Annotated in this window: 15 protein-coding genes; 9 read left to right on the top strand and 6 right to left on the bottom strand. The window is 62.1% G+C overall.

Annotation, left to right across the window (positions count from 1 at the left end; all coding sequences use genetic code 11):
* Positions 1–42: 42 nt before the first annotated feature.
* From zwf to LT988_RS04420, 7 genes are all read left to right on the top strand, one after another.
* Complete coding sequence (zwf, locus tag LT988_RS04450; protein WP_232409031.1) at positions 43–1,518, top strand: glucose-6-phosphate dehydrogenase; 1,476 nt, start codon at positions 43–45, stop codon at positions 1,516–1,518.
* Positions 1,519–1,579: 61 nt separating this feature from the next.
* Positions 1,580–3,229: a glucose-6-phosphate isomerase gene (gene pgi / locus LT988_RS04445; RefSeq protein ID WP_232409030.1), complete on the top strand. Its 1,650-nt coding sequence runs from the start codon at positions 1,580–1,582 to the stop codon at positions 3,227–3,229.
* Positions 3,230–3,828: 599 nt separating this feature from the next.
* A complete protein-coding gene (locus LT988_RS04440) occupies positions 3,829–5,751 on the top strand; it encodes a PrkA family serine protein kinase (protein ID WP_232409029.1) in 1,923 nt (640 codons plus the stop codon).
* Between the two features lie 246 nt (positions 5,752–5,997).
* Positions 5,998–7,269, top strand: a complete 1,272-nt coding sequence (locus tag LT988_RS04435) for a YeaH/YhbH family protein (RefSeq protein ID WP_232409028.1) — start codon at positions 5,998–6,000, stop codon at positions 7,267–7,269.
* Positions 7,266–8,756 (top strand): SpoVR family protein, encoded by a 1,491-nt coding sequence (locus LT988_RS04430; RefSeq protein WP_232409027.1) that lies wholly within the window; start codon positions 7,266–7,268, stop codon positions 8,754–8,756. The genes LT988_RS04435 and LT988_RS04430 overlap by 4 nt, the downstream gene beginning before the upstream one ends.
* A gap of 34 nt (positions 8,757–8,790) precedes the next feature.
* The gene (locus LT988_RS04425) at positions 8,791–10,584 is read left to right on the top strand and encodes a L,D-transpeptidase family protein (RefSeq protein ID WP_232409026.1); all 1,794 of its coding nucleotides are present in this window, start codon (positions 8,791–8,793) and stop codon (positions 10,582–10,584) included.
* A gap of 202 nt (positions 10,585–10,786) precedes the next feature.
* A complete protein-coding gene (locus LT988_RS04420) occupies positions 10,787–11,227 on the top strand; it encodes a septal ring lytic transglycosylase RlpA family protein (RefSeq protein WP_232409025.1) in 441 nt (146 codons plus the stop codon).
* A 187-nt stretch (positions 11,228–11,414) separates the two neighbouring features.
* Here LT988_RS04420 and LT988_RS04415 read toward each other — a convergent pair whose 3' ends face one another.
* Entirely contained in the window at positions 11,415–12,725 is a 1,311-nt protein-coding gene (locus tag LT988_RS04415; protein WP_232409024.1) for a TRZ/ATZ family hydrolase, read from the bottom strand.
* A gap of 68 nt (positions 12,726–12,793) precedes the next feature.
* Between LT988_RS04415 and mtnA the strand changes: the two genes are divergently transcribed.
* Together mtnA and LT988_RS04405 are read left to right on the top strand one after the other, a co-directional pair.
* Positions 12,794–13,861, top strand: coding sequence for an S-methyl-5-thioribose-1-phosphate isomerase (gene mtnA, locus LT988_RS04410; protein ID WP_232409023.1), 1,068 nt, complete (start codon positions 12,794–12,796; stop codon positions 13,859–13,861).
* Positions 13,862–13,999: 138 nt separating this feature from the next.
* Positions 14,000–14,557 (top strand): Uma2 family endonuclease, encoded by a 558-nt coding sequence (locus tag LT988_RS04405; protein ID WP_232409022.1) that lies wholly within the window; start codon positions 14,000–14,002, stop codon positions 14,555–14,557.
* A gap of 192 nt (positions 14,558–14,749) precedes the next feature.
* On the opposite strand, the gene LT988_RS04400 is transcribed toward LT988_RS04405, so the two are convergent.
* The 5 genes from LT988_RS04400 to dapC form a co-directional block, all read right to left on the bottom strand.
* A complete protein-coding gene (locus LT988_RS04400; protein WP_232409021.1) occupies positions 14,750–14,950 on the bottom strand; it encodes a tautomerase family protein in 201 nt (66 codons plus the stop codon).
* Positions 14,951–15,262: 312 nt separating this feature from the next.
* Complete coding sequence (dapE, locus tag LT988_RS04395; protein WP_232410514.1) at positions 15,263–16,396, bottom strand: succinyl-diaminopimelate desuccinylase; 1,134 nt, start codon at positions 16,394–16,396, stop codon at positions 15,263–15,265.
* A 5-nt stretch (positions 16,397–16,401) separates the two neighbouring features.
* Positions 16,402–16,746, bottom strand: coding sequence for an ArsC family reductase (locus LT988_RS04390; RefSeq protein WP_232409020.1), 345 nt, complete (start codon positions 16,744–16,746; stop codon positions 16,402–16,404).
* A 4-nt stretch (positions 16,747–16,750) separates the two neighbouring features.
* On the bottom strand, positions 16,751–17,572 hold the full coding sequence (gene dapD, locus LT988_RS04385; protein ID WP_232409019.1) for a 2,3,4,5-tetrahydropyridine-2,6-dicarboxylate N-succinyltransferase: 822 nt from the start codon (positions 17,570–17,572) through the stop codon (positions 16,751–16,753).
* 94 nt (positions 17,573–17,666) lie between these two features.
* The gene (gene dapC, locus LT988_RS04380; RefSeq protein ID WP_232409018.1) at positions 17,667–18,887 is read right to left on the bottom strand and encodes a succinyldiaminopimelate transaminase; all 1,221 of its coding nucleotides are present in this window, start codon (positions 18,885–18,887) and stop codon (positions 17,667–17,669) included.
* Between the last annotated feature and the right edge of the window lie 28 nt (positions 18,888–18,915).

The following is an 18,915-nucleotide window of genomic DNA, read 5'->3' as shown; positions in this document are numbered from 1 at the left end:
ACTCACGTTATCATATTTGTCCGCGATCGAGGCACCAAGCTCATGCTGGATCCCTGCACCATCCTGATCTTCGGCTCGACGGGTAACCTGGTGAGCATCAAGCTGCTCCCGGCGCTCTATCACATCGAGGCGGCAGAGCGTCTTCATCCCGAGACTCGGATCATGGGCTTCGGCCGCCGCCCTTGGTCGGATGAGGACTGGCGCGAGGAGGTCCGGTCGAAGCTTGTCGAACGACTGCCCGGTGCTCCCGATGCGCCTGTCTTGGAACGTCTGCTCGGTCGGATGCGCTTCGTCGAAGGCGACCTGGAAGAGTCGGACGGTTACGGACGCTTGGCGGAACGACTGCGCGAGGAGGCCGACATCCCGGTCAATCTCATGACTTATCTCGCGGTGGCGCCGAGACACTACGGCGGTATCGTGGACAACCTGGCCGCTCAGGGCCTGAACACCGAGGACGGACGCTGGTCCCGTCTGGTGGTAGAGAAACCCTTCGGCTTCGATCTCGAAAGCGCCGCCATCCTGGATCGCCGCATCCGGCATTGTTTCGACGAGTCGCAGATCTTTCGCATCGATCACTATCTGGGCAAGAGTACGGTTCAGAACATCTTGGTGTTCCGTTTCGCCAATCTGCTGCTCGAGCCCCTTTGGAATCGCAACTACATCGATCATGTCCAGATCTCGCACGCCGAGGCGGCCGGGATCGGGGAGCGTGCCGGTTTCTACGACGGTGTGGGTGCCATGCGCGACATGATCCAGAGTCATCTGCTGCAGATGCTGACCCTGGTGGCGATGGAGCCTCCGCCCTGTCTGGATGCCGAGGCGCTGCGCGACGAGAAGGTCAAGGTCCTGCGCTCGATCCGCCCGATCCCGCGCGAGGCGGTACATGCCCAGGCCTTTCGCGCACAATACGGACCCGGCGCTTCCGGCGGAAGCAAAGTTCCGGGCTATCGCGACGAGCCCGGCGTGGGGCACAACAGCACCACCGAGACCTATGCCTCGCTGAAGCTCTACATCGACAACTGGCGCTGGCGCAACGTGCCTTTCTATCTGCGCACCGGAAAGCGGCTTGCCCGCAGCAACTCACTGATCGCCATTCGATTCAAGCATCCGCCGCAGCAGCTGTTCCGCTATACGGCCATCGAGCAGCTCAAGCCCAACTGGCTGCTGCTCAATATCCAGCCCAACGAGTGCATCCGCATGGAGATCCAAGTCAAGCAACCCGGACTTGAGATGCGCACCCAGACCGAGCGGTTGGACGCGAGTCGCTGCACCATCCCCTCGGAGCAGATCGACGCCTACGAGGCGCTCATCCTGGACGTGATCGAGGGCGACCATACTCATTTTTTGCGCTTCGACGAGGTGGATTGGGCCTGGCGGGTCGTCGATCCGGTGCTGAAGCTCTGGTCCACCGAGCGTGACTTCATCCAGACGTATCCGGCCGGATCCTGCGGGCCGCCCGAGGCGAACCGTTTGTTCGACAGGGACGACCAGTCTTGGCGCGAAGGGATGGACGAGTAAGTTGCGAGACCGTCGACGCGGCAAGCCACAAGATTCGCCAATGTCTTATCAGGAGAACGTTATGAAGTCGCTCATTCATCAAACGCCCGCATGGCAGGCATTGGAGCAGCACAGGCAAGAGATGCAGGACGTCGCGATGCGCGATCTCTTCGCATCCGATCCCGGCCGCGCCGAGCGCATGCGCTTGTCCGTCGCCGGACTGCGTTTGGACTACTCGAAGAATCTGATCACCTCTCAGACGCTCGCGCTGCTGCTCGATCTGGCTGAAACCGCCGACGTGAGCGGATGGATCGCCCGGATGTTCGCCGGCGAGCCCATCAACAACACCGAGGAGCGCGCGGTGCTGCATGTGGCCCTGCGCAATCGCTCCAATCGACCGATTCTGGTCGAGGGTCAAGACGTGATGCCGGGTGTGAATCGCGTGCTCGAGCGTCTCGAGGCGTTCGTCGGATTGGTTCGCTCGGGCGAGTGGAAGGGCTTTCAGGGTCAGTCCATCCGCGATGTCGTCAACATCGGCATCGGCGGCTCCAACCTCGGGCCCAAGATGGTTTGCACGGCGCTCGGTGCCTACGGCAGCAACGATCTGCGGGTGCACTTCGTCTCGAATGTCGACGGGACCCATCTCCTGGAAACACTCAACGACCTGGATCCGGCACGCACACTCTTCATCGTAGCCTCCAAGACCTTCACGACGCAGGAGACCATGACCAACGCCTCCAGCGCGCGCGACTGGCTGTTGGCGGCGGCGCGCGACCCGGCGGCGGTCGCCAAGCACTTTGTTGCGGTGTCGACGAATGCCGAGAAGGTTTCCGCCTTCGGGATCGACACCCGGAACATGTTCGGGTTTTGGGATTGGGTCGGCGGACGCTATTCGCTCTGGTCGGCCATCGGTCTGCCGATCGCCTTGGCGGTCGGCTACGATCGTTTCGTGGAGCTGCTCGAGGGTGCCTTCGCGATGGACGAACATTTCCGAACCGCCCCCCCGGCGGAGAACATGCCTGTCGTCCTGGGTCTGCTCGGGGTCTGGTATGCCAATTTTTGGGGTGCACGAACGCATGCCGTCTTGCCCTACGATCAGTATTTGAGGCTCTTGCCGGCGTACCTCCAGCAAGGCGACATGGAGAGCAACGGCAAAGGCGTCACCCGCGAGGGTGTCGCCGTGGACTACACCACCGGTCCGGTCGTCTGGGGCGAGCCGGGCACCGACGGGCAACATGCCTTCTATCAGCTCATCCATCAGGGCACGCAGCTGATCCCGGCGGATTTCATCGGAGCGATCAAGAGCCACAACGAGCTCGGCGATCATCACCCGAAGCTCATGGCGAACTTCTTTGCGCAAACCGAGGCCCTGATGCGCGGGCGGACCACGCAGGAGGCGCTCGCCGAGATGCTCGGCGCCGGCGTTCCGAAGGACCGTGCGCAATTTCTCGCGCACCACAGGACCTTTCCCGGCAGCCGTCCGACCAACAGTATTCTGATGGAGCGGCTGACGCCCTTTACGCTGGGCGCCCTGATTGCGCTCTATGAACATCGGATCTTCGTGCAGGGCGTACTGTGGGGGATCAACTCGTTCGACCAATGGGGTGTGGAGCTCGGCAAACAGCTCGCGGGCGTCATCCTCGACGAGATCGGGAGGGGGCATGTCGGCGCGGATCACGATGCATCGACGCGTGCCCTGTTGAACGAATTCATCCGGGGCCGCAGCGCCTGACGTCGACCTGCCCCATCCCCGCACGACGTCCCGGGTCGCCGCGCGGTTGCCGACCGCCGGCAGCCAGCAGGGGCCCTCGTACACGCGAGTGCACCTCGGCGATGTTGCTCGCGGGATGAACCCCGGCGGCGGCGCGCTGTCTTTGTAACCGGCATGGCGTCTTGGTGCTAGTCTCTATGCATCGGCGTGGGGCGAGCGGTGCCCAGCACCGAAGCGTGCAGAGAGGAATGTCCGGCTGAGCCTCCGCGGAACGCGGCTGAACCCGTTCGACCGAAACGGTTCGATGCCGCCCGGGCGGCGGCGCCGGTGCCGATGGGCCGGTCCGGTTGACGCTGTCGACGTCCCGGCGAGTGCATGCACTCTCTTGGAGCGCAATCCGGTCGTGGCGGTGCGTCGGTGCTCCGAGCGAGATCAGGTTCGGTACCGGCGCGGTGCAGACGCGGTGCAGAAGCAACGGTCGATCCCATGGCGCGCGTATTGCTAACATTCGAATCCAAACCTTGTCTTTCCCACAGTTCGCCCCGAGCAATAATGCGAAGCGAGATGCGGTCGACACTGGGTCGGGCGAGCAACAACAGCTTCCGAGCGAGGTAACATTTATGTCGATCTTCGAACGCTATCAGGCACGCTACGAGTCATCCCGCGAAGAGGTGATGAGCCTCGACGAGTACTTGCATCTGTGCAAGTCCGACCCGAGCGCCTATGCGGGGGCGGCGCAGCGGTTGCTGACGGCGATCGGCGAGCCGGAGCTCGTCAATACCCGCGACGATCCGAGGCTCAGTCGGATCTTTCAGAACAAGATGATTCGCCGCTATCCTGCGTTCTCCGAGTTTTACGGGATGGAGGAGTCGATCGAGCACCTGGTCTCGTACCTCAAGCACGCGGCTCAAGGACTCGAAGAAAAGAAACAGATCCTCTACCTCCTCGGGCCGGTCGGCGGGGGAAAGTCGTCTCTCGCCGAAAAGCTCAAGGAGCTGATGGAGCTGCGACCCTTCTACGCGATCCACGGTTCGCCCGTATTCGAGTCACCGCTCGGTTTGTTTTCGCCCGAAGAAGACGGCCCCATCCTCGAAGAGGACTACGGTATTCCGGCCCGTTATCTGCGAACGATCATGTCGCCGTGGGCGGTCAAACGGTTGCAGGAATACCGAGGCGACATCACGCAGTTCAAGGTCGTGAAGCTTTACCCGTCGGTCCTTGAGCAGGTCGCGATCGCGAAGACGGAGCCCGGTGACGAAAACAACCAGGACATCTCTTCGCTGGTCGGCAAGGTTGACATCAGGCAGTTGGAGCGCTTCGCCCAACACGACGCCGACGCCTACAGCTATTCCGGTGCACTGTGCCGCGCGAACCAGGGCGTGATGGAGTTCGTCGAGATGTTCAAGGCACCGATCAAGGTGCTGCATCCGCTGCTCACTGCGACCCAGGAAGGCAACTACAACGGAACCGAGGGGCTGTCCGCGCTGCCGTTCCAAGGCATCATCCTGGCACACTCCAACGAGTCGGAATGGCAGAGCTTCCGAAACAATAAGAACAACGAGGCCTTTCTCGACCGCGTCTTCATCGTCAAAGTCCCCTATTGCCTGCGTGTCAACGAAGAGACTCAGATCTACGAGAAGCTTCTCTACAACAGCTCGCTCGCAGATGCCCCTTGTGCGCCTGGAACCTTGTCGATGATGGCTCAGTTCTCCGTGCTGACGCGACTGAAAGAGCCGGAGAATTCGAGTATCTTTTCGAAGATGCGAGTCTACAACGGTGAGAACCTCAAGGACACCGATCCAAAAGCCAAGTCGATGCAGGAGTATCGGGACTATGCGGGGGTCGACGAAGGGATGTCGGGAATCTCGACCCGCTTTGCGTTCAAGATCCTCTCGCAGGTCTTTAACTTCGATCACAGCGAGGTTGCGGCCAATCCCGTTCATCTGTTGTACGTCCTCGAACGCCAGATCACGCGTGAGCAGCTGCCCCCGGAGACTCACGAACGCTACCTCAGCTTCTTGAAACAATACCTCGCTCCTCGATATGCGGAATTCATCGGCAAGGAGCTTCAAACGGCCTATCTAGAGTCCTATGCGGAATACGGCCAAAATATCTTCGATCGATACGTGACCTATGCGGACTACTGGATTCAGGACCAGGAGTATCGAGATCCGGATACGGGCGAGATGATGAATCGCAGCGGACTCAACGAGGAGCTGGAGAAGATCGAGAAGCCGGCGGGCATCTCCAACCCGAAGGATTTCCGAAACGAGATCGTAAACTTCGTTCTGCGAGCACGTGCCAACAACGGCGGTGCCAATCCGAAATGGACCAGTTACGAGAAGCTGCGTGTCGTCATCGAGAAGAAGATGTTCTCCAATACCGAGGAGCTGCTTCCGGTCATTTCATTCAACGCCAAGGCATCCGTCGACGAGCAGAAGAAGCATGATCAGTTTGTCGATCGTATGACCGAAAAGGGCTACACGCCGAAACAGGTCAGGCTTCTGTCGGAATGGTACCTGCGGGTTCGCAAATCGCAGTAGAGGGAAGGGGAGGCGCCGATCGAAGCGGTGTCTCCCTCGACGGTCGGGTGACTCTCGCGGCGAGGGTAGGTCGTCTCGGCCCCGCCGCCCAGCGGTTGATCGGTTGATCGGCCGTCGTGTCCGGCGGCATCATGGCGGTGTGGAAACCTGCAAATGGAGCGGGCGATCAGGGAGTCGAACGCAGGCGCGGACACCGACTTGCGCGATTCGTCGTTGTTTCACCCAGCCGAGTAGGCAAGAGTCTTTATGTCACACTTCATCGACCGTCGACTGAACGGCAAGAACAAGAGCACGGTCAACAGACAGCGTTTCTTGAAGCGTTATAAGTCGCAGCTCAAGCGCTCGGTCGCCGATGCCGTCAACAAACGCAGCATCACCGACATCGACTCGGGCGAGCGCGTCGGGATTCCGTCCAAGGATATTTCCGAGCCGGTCTTTCATCACGGCAAGGGCGGAGTTCGGGACATGGTGCACCCAGGCAACAAAGACTTCATCGCCGGGGATCGGATCCGGCGTCCGGAGGGCGGGGGCGGGGATGGCTCGGGTCAAGGAAAGGCCGGCAAGGGCGGAAAAGGCGACGACGACTTCGTCTTCGAGCTGTCGCGCGAAGAGTTCATGGACCTCTTGTTCGACGACCTCGAGCTTCCCAATCTGGTGCGGAACCAGTTGATGGGAACGACCGAGTTCAAAACGGTCAGAGCCGGTTATTCAACCGACGGATCTCCTTCCAATATCGACGTCGTGCGCTCGCTCAAGGGGGCCATCGCCCGCCGGACGGCCATCGGCGCGCCCCTGCGCGCGCGTGCGCGCGAGCTCGAGGAGGAGCTTCAGGCCCTGCTCGACGGCGGCATCGACGAAACGGATCTCCGTGTGCGCGAGCTGCGCGAGGAGATCGATCGACTGCGCACGCGAATTGCGGCCTTGCCCTTTATCGACACCTTCGACCTGCGCTATCAAAGTTTTACGAAGCTTCCCGAGCCGACGAGCAAAGCGGTGATGGTCTGCATCATGGACGTCTCGGGCTCGATGGATCAGGTCCGCAAGAATCTTGCGAAGCGGTTCTTTATCCTGCTCTATCTGTTCCTTCAACGGAATTACGACAAGATCGACGTCGTCTTTATCCGCCATCATACGATTGCCCAAGAGGTCGATGAGCAGGAGTTCTTCTATTCTCGCGAGACCGGGGGCACGGTCGTGTCGAGTGCGTTGAATCTGGCGTACGATATTCTCAAAGAGCGCTACGATTCGTCGGTTTGGAACATCTATGCCGCGCAGGCCTCTGACGGAGATAATTGGGATTCCGATTCGACGGTCTGCCGTGATCTTCTGGTCGAGAAATTGATGCCGATGATGCGCTATTTCGCCTATGTCGAGATCACTCCGCGGCAGCATCAGAGCCTTTGGTACGCCTATCAAGAGGTCAGAGCCATGCACCGGCACTTCGCGATGGAGGAAATCGACGGTGCAGAGGACATCTTTCCCGTGTTTCGGGAGCTGTTCAGGAGGCAGGAGGCATGACCCAAAACCTCATCTCGGACTCCTCCGAATGGTCGTTCCCCTTGCTCGAACGGTTCGACCGGGAGATCGGCCGCCTGGCCCGCGATGTCTACGGGTTGGATACCTATGCCAATCAGATCGAGGTCATCAGCTCTGAACAGATGATCGATGCCTATTCTTCGGTCGGTCTGCCGATCAATTATCCGCATTGGTCGTTTGGTAAACAATTCGTCGCGACCGAGCAGACGTATCGGCGCGGTCAGATGGGGCTGGCCTACGAGATCGTGATCAACTCCGATCCTTGTATCGCTTACCTCATGGAAGAAAACACCCTGCCGATGCAGGCGCTTGTCATCGCCCATGCCTGTTACGGCCACAATAGTTTCTTCAAGGGCAATTATCTCTTCCGTACCTGGACCAGCGCCGATGCAATCATCGATTACCTCGTTTTCGCCCGGCGATTCATCGCCGAATGCGAGGAACGCTACGGCGAAGCCGAGGTCGAGATGTTGCTCGACTCCTGTCATGCACTGATGAATCACGGCGTGGATCGTTACAAGCGACCGACGCCGCTGACGCTTGCCGAGGAACAGCGTCGCCAAAAGGACCGCGCGGCATATCTTCAGTCGATGGTCAATGATTTATGGCGGACGTTGCCGACCTTCGACGTCGACGACGGCGGGGAGCAGGATGTGCGCTGGCCGGATGAACCGCAGGAGAACCTGCTTTACTTCATCGAAAAAAACGCCCCGCTGCTCGAGCCGTGGCAGCGCGAAATTGTTCGGATCGTCCGCAAGCTGGGTCAGTACTTCTATCCGCAGCGCCAAACGCAGGTCATGAACGAGGGCTGGGCGACGTTCTGGCACTACACGCTCATGAATCACCTGTACGATGAAGGCTTCGTCACCGACGGATTCATGATGGAGTTCCTGCAGTCGCACACGGGAGTCGTCTTCCAGCCTACATTCGACGTACCTTATTACAACGGGATCAATCCCTACGCGCTCGGCTTTGCGATGATGCGCGATATCCGGAGGATCTGCGAGCAGCCGACCGACGAGGATCGTCACTGGTTTCCGGATATCGCGGGCGGGGACTGGCTGAAGGTATTGGACTTCGCCATGCGTAACTTCAAGGACGAAAGCTTTGTTGCGCAGTATCTCTCGCCGACCGTCATGCGCGATCTGCGGTTGTTTGCGATCTCCGACGACGATCGCGAGGAGCACCTGGAGGTCACGGCGATCCACGAGGAGCAGGGTTATCGGGCTTTGCGACAATCACTCGCGGAACAGTACAACCTCGGATCCCGCGAGCCGAACATTCAGGTGTTTAATGTCGACCGTCGTGGCGATCGCTCCATGACCTTGAGACACTATCGGCACAATCGTCGACCTCTGGGTGATTCTGTCGACGAGATGCTGCGCCACATCCGGCGATTGTGGGGTTTCACCGTTCGCTTGGAGACCTTGGACGAGAACGGCAGGACACAGTTGATCGGCGAATGTTGAGCGGCTTAGGGGTCGGATCTGAGGGATACCCGGTATGCGTTGCCGTTTGATGGTTCTGTTTGGGTTCTTGGCCGTCGTCTCTGCACCGGCATCCACGAATGAGCTACTGCGCCCGACGCTCGATTCGATCCGTGATGCGCGAACCGTCGCCATCGAAGGCGTGCCCTTGTTGTCCGGTCGTCTGCTGGCCGAATTCTACGCGCAGCGCGGAGATGTCTTGGTCTGGGTCGATCCGGCGCGAATTTCGGGCCTCTTGGACCTCGCGCAGCAAAGTGGCTCGGAAGGCTTCCGACCCGATGATTTCCATGCCGAGAGTCTCCGTCGACTCGCCCCTCCGGGTGTCCTCGAATCCTTGAGCGGTAACGCACGTATCGCCGCCGATCTCATCCTCAGCGATGCCTTGGCGCGTTATGTTCACCACCATCGTTACGGCAAGCTCGATCCGGTCGCCGTCGATTCGAAATGGCACGATCGATCTCCCGCGTCCAGCGAGGTCCTCTTAGCCGAGATGCACCGTGCGCTCGGCGGCAAGGATCTCGAAACGAGCTTGAGCGCTCGCTTTCCCCGTCCGTTCTGGTACGACGACCTAAAAACCGCGCTGCAGCGCTATACCGCTCAGACCTCTCTCGTGGGACTGCCGCCCCTGCCGGCCGGGCCGAATCTCGCCCAAGGAGAGCGGCATCCGCGCGTGGCGATGCTGCGTGAACGGCTCGCGCGCCTCGATGGCGCGGTGGTTGAGACGCCGCCCGATGCCGCTCTCTTCGACGCCGCACTTCACGAAGCCGTGGTGTCGTACCAGCGGCGATCGGGTCTCGCCGCCGATGGCGTCGTGGGTCCCTCGACCCTCGCTGCGCTTAACGGGCACGGTGATGAGACAAAGGCCGAGGAAATCCGGATTAACCTGGAGCGGTTGCGCTGGCTCTATCAGGATCTGCCCGAAGATTATGTTTTCGTGGATATCGCCGCGTTCAAGGTTCACCTTGCGCGCGGCGGGAGCTTCGTCTGGTCGACGCGCGTCATCGTCGGGACGCCCGAGACCCAAACACCGATGTTTCGCGACACCATGGAGCACTTGGTCTTCAATCCGACCTGGACGGTGCCCGTGTCCATCCAGAAGAAGATGGGTCGAGTCTCCAGCGACTATCGGTTGGTCGATCGCCGCACCGGGAAGCAGGTCGGCGGGGGGAATGCCGGCGATTATAAGCGTTATCGGCTTGTCCAGGCGCCGGGCCCGAAAAACGCCCTCGGCCGCGTCAAATTTATGTTCCCGAACCGCCATGCGATCTATCTCCACGACACGCCCGGAAAATCCGCTTTCGGGCGCCAAACACGCGCCTTGAGCAACGGCTGTGTCAGGGTGCAAGACCCGCTCGCGCTTGCGGAGGCGATTCTCGACCAGCCCAGCTGGGATCGGTCCGGAATCGATCGCGTGGTCGAGCGCGGACGGACGCGCTATGTCGACCTCGCGGACCGGTTGCCGGTGCTGCTCTACTATTTGACGGCGTTCGCCGACGAGCAGGGTAAGGTCGGCTTTCGAAAAGATATCTACAGCCGTGACGAGGCCTTGCGTGCTGCCTTCTCGGCGCCCGTCCTGCGCACGCGCATCAGCTTCCCTGAGCCTCCGGCCGAGAGTCCGAGCCCCGGGAAGCCCGAGCGAACACCGAATGTCGAGCCTGTGAACCCTCCCGATAAAGACTCCTCGGTTCGCCTCACCCGTCGGGATTTCACGGAAGGAAACGGTGACAAAGCTGGGTCCGGGACCCATGGCTCGGATCCTACCGCCTCGACCCTCGATCGCACCGAGGTGCGCCCTACAGGTCTTCTCTGAAGACCGCGATCTCCGGCCTCGCGATCGGCGAGTGCGGAAATCCGTCCCGTGCGTCGTGCCGAAGGCGCGTGCCACGAGCGTTTCGTGTTTGCCTCGGGGTGGATTGAAATCCTCTCTCCCGTTAGACTCGCGCTTGGTCGCGATTCGGAAGGTATGCGAATCCCGGCTCAAACACCAAACGTTACGAACGGAGAACTCTGTTTTGATTCGACAGAACATCTGGTTGATCCCGGCGCTCGCAATGTTGGCGTTTCTTCCTACGACAACCCTTCAGGCCAATGTCACGGATGGTACGGCGTCTTACTATGGAGATCGTTTCGACGGCCGGCGCACCGCCAGCGGTGTCCGATTCGACAAGAATGCCTTGACCGCGGCTCATCGGACACTGGAGTTCGGCACGCGAGTGAGCGTTACGAACAAGGCGAACGGCCGATCCGTCGAGGTTGTCATCAACGATCGCGGCCCTTTCGTGAGAGGCCGCACGATCGATCTCTCGAAGGCGGCTGCCAGGGAGATCGGGATGTTGGGACGGGGCGTTGCCCCGGTGCGTCTTGAGATCGTCGACTCGGGAGGTCCCTCGTGGCCTGCCGGAAAGACCCCCGCGCTCGCCGATGCCGAACGGGTCCTGATGGATCTGTTCTAAGCGGCGTCCATCCCCCGACAAACGACGTTCGACGGGCGGTAGACGCACCGTGCAGAACTGAAAACGTTGTGCCAGACGCGGTTTAGATCTTTGAATCTATTGATCTAAACCGCGTCGTCCATGGCGCCGGGCGGTCGGCCTTGGCCGGTGTCGCTTCGAAACGAATCCATGTGATACCTGACGCGGTTTAGCGCCCGAGACGATCCCCCCAAGCCTGTGCGGCGGCGATAATCCGGCCGTTGTCCAGCCCGGTGGGCAGGCCGTCGCGGAGCAAATGGCGGCCCCGTACCCAGACGTGACGCACCTGTTGCTGACTGGCCGCATAGACCAGCTGCGAGATCGGGTGGTAGAGGGGTTGGGTGTGGGAGTCGCGCAGATCCAGTGCGACCAAGTCCGCCGACTTTCCGGGCTCGAGCGAGCCGATCTCATCCTCCACTCCGAGTGCTCTGGCACCGTTGATGGTCGCCATCCGCAAGGCGGTCGCAGCCGGCAGCGCAGATGCCGAGCCTGCTACGCCCTTGCCGAGCAGGGCAGCCGTACGCATCTCACCGAGCATGTTCAGGTCGTTGTTGCTTGCTGCGCCATCGGTGCCGATTGCGACGTTGATCCCTGCCTCCAAGAGCTTCGCGACCGGGCAGAACCCGCTCGCGAGCTTCAGATTCGATTCCGGACAATGGACGACATGGGCGCCCGTGTCGGCCAAGAGCGCGATCTCGTCCTCATCGAGCTGAGTCATGTGTACGCACACCAGTCCCGGGCCGAGCAATCCGAGTCGATTCAGTCGCGAGATCGGCCGCTCTCCGTGGTCGCGCAGCGACTGGAGGATCTCGTCGCGTGTCTCGTGGAGATGGATATGGATCGGAACCTCCAGTTCGTCCGCCAGCGCACGCACGCGTTGCAGCGGCGCGTCCGATACCGCGTAGGGCGAATGCGGCGCGAAGGCGACCCGGATCAACGGATGGTCCCGATAGTGCTCATGCAGGGCGAGGCCCTTGGTGATGTATTCGTCGGCATTCGCGGCATACCCGGTGGGGAAATCCACGACGATCATGCCGATGACGGCACGCATCCCGGCCTCAGCCGTCACCTGGGCCGTTACCTCGGGATGGAAATACATGTCGTTGTAGCAGGTGATGCCGCCGCGCAACATCTCGAGCACAGCCAGTCGGGTCCCGTCGGCGACGAATCCGGGGTCCACCCAACGCTGCTCTGCGGGCCAGATATGCTCATGCAGCCAGGTCATGAGGGGCAGGTCGTCGGCGAGCCCCCGCATCAGCACCATGGTGGCGTGAGTGTGTGCATTGATCAGGCCCGGGATGAGCAGGTGGCCGGGTAGCTCGATCACCCGTTGGGCGTCGACACTGCGTCGCGCCTCTTCGGAGGGCAGCACGGCGAGGATGCGCCCGTCCGCGATCGCGACCGCATGATCGGTGAGCTGACGATCTCGGGGATCAACGGGCAGTACCCACTGGGCATGGATCAGAAGCTCGGCTTGCATCGGTCGGTCCTTTCAGTCGGGGCGGGGGATGGGTGACAATGGCGAGAACATGCCACAAGGAGCCCCCGATGGAAACAACGATCCCGACCGTGCCGACCCCGGACGATGCGGCACTCTGGCACGATGGTGCCCTCTATCTCGCGGATCAGCGTCTGCTGCCCGACCGTGCGGAGTTCTTGCGACTGATGGATGCGAGTGCGGTCGCCGATGCGATTCGTGCGATGGTGGTGCGCGGCGCGCCGGCTATCGGTGTCGCCGCGGCTTACGGGGTTGCACTGGCAGGGCGGGACGCCTACGCGGCCGCAGGCGCCGATTGGCGAGCCGCGATCGAATCCGACCTTGAGCGTCTGGCCGCCTCGCGTCCGACCGCGGTCAACCTCTTCTGGGCGATCGATCGGATGCGCCGTCTGATCTTGAGTCTGGATGAACGTGATCCGTTCCCGGCCCTGGTGGACGAGGCGCTTTCGATCCACGCCGAGGATCGTGCCGCCAATCGGGTGATCGGCGATTTGGGTGCGGCGCTGATCGAGGCTCCGACCGACGTCATTACCCATTGCAACGCCGGGGCGATCGCCACGGGTGGCTACGGCACGGCGCTCGGTGTCATTCGCAGCGCCTATGCGGCCGGCAAGATCGGGAGCGTCTTCGCCGACGAGACGCGGCCCTGGATGCAAGGCGCACGACTCACCGCCTGGGAGCTGATGCACGACGGCATCCCGGTGACCCTGCAGGCGGACGGGGCGGCCGCGAGCTTGATGGCGGGGCGCTCTGTCGGTTGGGTCATCGTCGGATCGGATCGCATCGCCGCCAACGGTGATGTCGCAAACAAGATCGGGACCTACGGCCTCGCGATCCTCGCGAAACACCACGGGATCAAGTTCATGGTCGCGGCACCCACGTCCACCATCGACATGGAGATCGCGAGCGGTGACGAGATTCCGATCGAGGAGCGTAATCCGGACGAGCTGTTGAGCTGCGGCGAGCGGCGCCTCGCACCCGCCGGATGCGTCGCCCGCAATCCGGTGTTCGACGTGACCCCGGCTGACTTGGTCGACGCGATCGTGACCGAGCGCGGCGTGGTGCTTCGTCCGACCAAGGAAAAGATCCGGGCCTTGATGGGGGGCCGGGGGCTCTAAACCGCGTCCGGAGCGATCGGCATCGTTTTCCGGCAGTTGTCCGAGCCGGCGCGGCCAAGCCACTCCACGGAATGACGCAGAGCGCACCGGGCGCGGTTCAGGTTAAGCGTCGATGTTAAAAACAGCGGAGCGACAGCGATGGAAGCACTCAAACTCAAGACCCTGGCCGATCTGTTCGATGCTTCCGACGAGCGTGTCGAGCTGATCGATGGCGAGATCGTCCAGCGCCCGATGGCGCGGATCGAGCACGGCTTCGTGCAAAGCAATACGGTCGCCGAGCTCGACTCGTTACGACGCGCCTCTGGCCCTGGCGGCTGGTGGATCGCCAGCGAGGTCAGCGTCCACTACTCCGACCACCAGTGCCCGACCCACGATCTCGCGGGCTGGCGGAAGGAACGGCTGCCTGATCGCCCGAGCGGGGTCGTCGAGATCGTCCCGGACTGGGTGTGCGAGATCGTTTCGCCTGGACATGAGCGCAAGGACACGCTGACCCTGTTTCTGTTGCTTCAGCGCCAACAGGTGTCCTACTACTGGCTGATCTGGCCCGAGGAACGCTCACTGGTCGCCTGGCAACTCGACGGGGGTAGTTACCGGGTCATCGCCAGCGTCGCCGCGCCCGGCCCCGACGAGCGGAAGATGCGTATCCCGCCGTTCGATGCCGTCGAGATCGACTTGGGTTACATTCTGGGCGATTAAACCTAAACCGCGTCCAAAGCGAGATGCTCACTTTCGCGTGGGTTCGACGTTCGGTGCATCTACGGCTCTTAGCCGAGACGCGGTTTAGAATTGAAGATTTTTTTGACGTTCAACCGCGCTAGCACCGAAAGCAGTCGGAGCTGGCGGGGCCAATCCACGCCCGCAAATGACGCATACCGCACTCTGCCCGGTTTAGTCTCGGCGGCGACGCACCGTCACGCTCTCCCCGCCGATGCCCCAGTTGTCGGTCTCGATCTCGTCGATGACGACCATCGTTGTCTGCGGATTCTTTCCGAGCACGTCGACCAGCAGCTGTGTGACGCCCTTGATGAGTGCCGCCTTCTGCTCCGCGGTCGCACCCTCGCGGGTGATCTTGATGTTGACGTAGGGCATATCGATCTCCGTTAAACCGCGCCGAGCGCGGGATGCGATGTTTTTGGATGGGATCGGCCCTGACAGACTTGACGGCCGCTGGAGCCGGCGCGGTTTAAGATATTAAAAGAGATCTTTAAAACCGTGTCCCCGCTAAGGAGGCGTGGATGCACCAAGCGTCGAACTCACTCGGACATCAGCATCCCGCTCTGAACGCGGTTTAGATCCGATCTGGAAAAAACATCGAAATTCTGAACCGCGTCTCCTGACGGAGTTTTTGATCCCTACAAGGCCGGGCCTAACTGACACATCCGATGTCGCCCCGGACGCGGTTCAGGCCGGAGCCAACAGGCGTTCGAGGATACCTCGATAGATCTCGGAGAGATCGTCCAGCTCTGCGACTCCGACGCACTCGTTGACCTGATGGATGCTGGCGTTGACCGGACCCAGCTCGACGACTTGAGCGCCGGTGGGTCCGATGAAGCGCCCGTCGGAGGTGCCGCCGCTCGTGGAGAGCTGGGTCTGGATGCCGGTGACCGCCGCGATCGACGCGCGGGAGGCGGCCACCAGCTCGCCGGCCGGCGTCAGGAAGGGGTTTCCCGAGAGCCGCCAGTCGAGCTGGTAGTCGAAATCACCGGCGTCCAGGATCGAGCGCACGCGTGCCTGGATGGTCTCCGGGGCCAACTCGGTGGAGAAGCGCAGGTTGAACTGGGCCTCGAGTCGGCCCGGGATCACGTTCTCCGCGCCCGTGCCCATGTTCAGGTTGGCGATCTGAAAGCTGGTGGGCGGGAAGTGATCGTTGCCCTGGTCCCAGACCTCGGCGCAGAGTGCTGCGAGTGCATCGACGCAGGCGTGGAAGGGGTTCTTGGCCAGGTGCGGATAGGCGACGTGGCCCTGTTTGCCCTGCACCCGCAGGACGCCGTTCAGGCTCCCGCGTCGACCGTTCTTGATGGTGTCGCCGAGACGCTCGCGCGCCGAGGGCTCGCCGACCAAGGCATAGTCGATCTTCTCGCCGCGCTGCTCCAGCCGCTCCACGACACGGCGGGTCCCGTCGACTGAGGGCCCTTCCTCGTCGCTCGTGATCAGGAAAGCGATGGATCCACGATGGTCGGGATGATCGCCCACAAAGGCCTCCACCGCGGTGATCATGGCGGCGAGCGAGCCTTTCATGTCGCTGGCGCCACGCCCGAAGAGCCGCCCGTCGCGGATGGTCGGCTCGAACGGGGCCGAGTCCCATTGCTCGATCGGGCCGGTGGGGACCACGTCCGTATGGCCGGCGAAGCAGAAAAGCGGGCCTTCCTCGCCGCGTCGGGCCCAGAGGTTCGCGACCTCCCCGAAGGGCATGTCTTCGATGCGAAAACCGAGCGCGGCCAGCCGCTCGGCCATGAGGGTCTGACAGCCCGAGTCGTCGGGCGTGACGGAAGGGCGGCGGATCAGCTCGCACGCCAGCTCCAAGGTCGGGGACATCGACATCAGCCGAGCAGCCTCTCGTAATCGGTTTCCGAAAAACCCGCGTGCCGGACCTCGCCCGTGTCGAGCACCGGTCGACGAATGATCGACGGGGTCTCGAGCATGACCCGGATCGCGGCTTCCGCGTCCATGCCCTCGCGCACGTCCTCGGGCAGTTTGCGCCAGGTCGTACCCCGACGGTTGACGAGCGCCTCCCAGCCCAGCTCCTCGACCCAGCCTCGTAGTCGGGTCTCGTCGACCCCCTCGCGTTTGTAATCGTGGAACCGGTAGGCGACACCGTGCGCGTCCAGCCAGGCTCGGGCCTTCTTCATGGTGTCGCAGTTGGGAATGCCGTAGACCTCGACCACGACCTTAGATGTCCCGAAGCAGCTCGTTGATGCCGACCTTTCCGCGGGTCTTCTCGTCGACCTGCTTGATGATGACGGCGCAATAGAGGCTGTGGGTTCCGTCCTTGGCCGGGAGACTGCCGGGGACGACGACGGCACCCGGCGGGACGCGACCGTACAGGATCTCGCCGCTCTCGCGGTTGTAGATCTTGGTGCTCTGACCGATGTAGACGCCCATCGACAACACGGCGCCCTCGCCGACGATGACGCCTTCCACGACCTCGGAGCGGGCGCCGATAAAGCAGTTGTCTTCGATGATGGTGGGTGCGGCCTGCACCGGCTCGAGCACACCGCCGATCCCGACGCCGCCGGAGAGATGGACGTTCTTGCCGATCTGGGCACAGGAGCCGACGGTCGCCCAGGTGTCGACCATGGTTCCGGAGTCGACATAGGCGCCGATGTTGACGTAGGAGGGCATGAGCACGCAGCTCGGCGCGATGTAGGCGCCCTTGCGTGCGGTCGCCGGCGGCACCACTCGAACCCCGCCGTCGCGGAACTCGCGCGAGTTGGTGTCGGCGAACTTGGAGGCGACCTTGTCGTAATAGTTGGTGAAACCGCCCTTGATGAAGGCGTTGTCCTCGATCCGGAACGACAGCAGGACGGCCTTCTTAAGCCATTCGTGGACCACCCAATCGCCGTCGCGCTTCTCGGCGACTCGCAACTCGCCGCGGTCGAGCCGCTCGATGGTGTCCTGCACGGCATCGCGCACGCGTGTCTCCACCGTGCGCGGGGTGATCTCGGCACGTCGTTCGAAAGCCTCTTCAATGATGGATTGCTGGTCGCTCATGGGGTGTTCTCTGCTGTCGTGTTGAAGACCGGAAAAAGCAGGTCCGGGGATTCGAAGCGCGAACGCGCGGTGGGCTCAAGCGAAATCAGTCACGTCAGATCCGCTCCAGGCAGCGCCGAATCCGAAACGCGGCGTCGACGCACTCGTCGAGGGGCGGGACCAGTGCGAGCCGGATGCGATTCCGACCCGGGTCGGCTCCCTCGACCACACGCGAGAGGAAGCGGCCCGGCAGGACGGTCAGGTTCTCCTGGGCGAAGAGGCGAGCGGCGAAGTCGGTGTCCGGGATCGGTGTCTCGGGCCACAGGTAGAAGCCGGCCTTCGGCGGCGCGATTGCAAGCGCATCCCCGAGGATCGCAAGGACCGCGTCGAACTTCTCGCGATAAAGCCGTCGATTCTCACGTACATGGGTCTCGTCGCTCCAGGCTGCGATGCTTGCATGCTGATGGGGCAGGGGCATGGCGCAGCCATGGTAGGTCCGGTAGGCGAAGAAGTCGCGGATCAGCGCGGCGTCGCCAGCAACGAACCCGGAGCGCAGACCCGGTGCGTTGGAGCGCTTCGAGAGGCTATGGAAGGCGATGCAGCGACTGAATGCCGGGTTGCCGATAGCGGCCGAGACTTGGAGCAACCCGAGCGGCGGGTCGGACTCGTCCAGATAGAGCTCGGAGTAGCATTCATCCGAGGCGATGACGAAATCGTGCCGGTGCGCAAGTGCGATGAGACGTGCATAGGTCGCATGATCGAGCAGGGCACCGGTCGGGTTACCCGGCGAGCAGATGTAGAGCAGCCGGCAGGACTGCCAGGTCGCGTCGTCCACCGCTTCGAAATCGGGGACGAAACCGTTCGCCGCCTCGCACGCGAGATAGCGCGGTTGTGCACCGGCCAGAAAGGCAGCGCCCTCGTAGATCTGATAGAAGGGATTCGGCATCAAGACCAGGGCGTCCTGCGAGCGATCGATCACCGCTTGGGCGAAGGCGAAGAGTGCTTCGCGTGTGCCGTTCACCGGCAGGATCTGTGTGTCCGGGTCGATGCCGAGTGCGCCTGCCCCCGTCGAGCCGTGTGAGCCGAGCTTGAATCGATTCGAGAGCCAGGCCGCGATCGTCTCGCGCAGTGCCGGGATTCCGCGGGTCGTCGGATAGACGGCGAGCTGATGCAGGTGCGCGATCAAGGCATCCGTGACGAGCGCCGGGGTCGGATGTTTCGGCTCGCCGATGGAGAGCGCGATGTGGTCGCGATCGGCCGGCGGAGCGAGTCCCTGCTTCAGTGCGGCAAGTCGTTCAAAAGGGTAGGGCTGCAAGCGCCCGATATCCGGGTTCATCGGGTCATCCTGAGTGGGCGGTGTAGTA

The organism is Thiocapsa bogorovii, from assembly GCF_021228795.1.
Lineage (GTDB): Bacteria > Pseudomonadota > Gammaproteobacteria > Chromatiales > Chromatiaceae > Thiocapsa > Thiocapsa bogorovii.
Note: the sequence above shows the minus strand (reverse complement) of the source record. Positions and strands in the feature narration are given on the sequence as shown.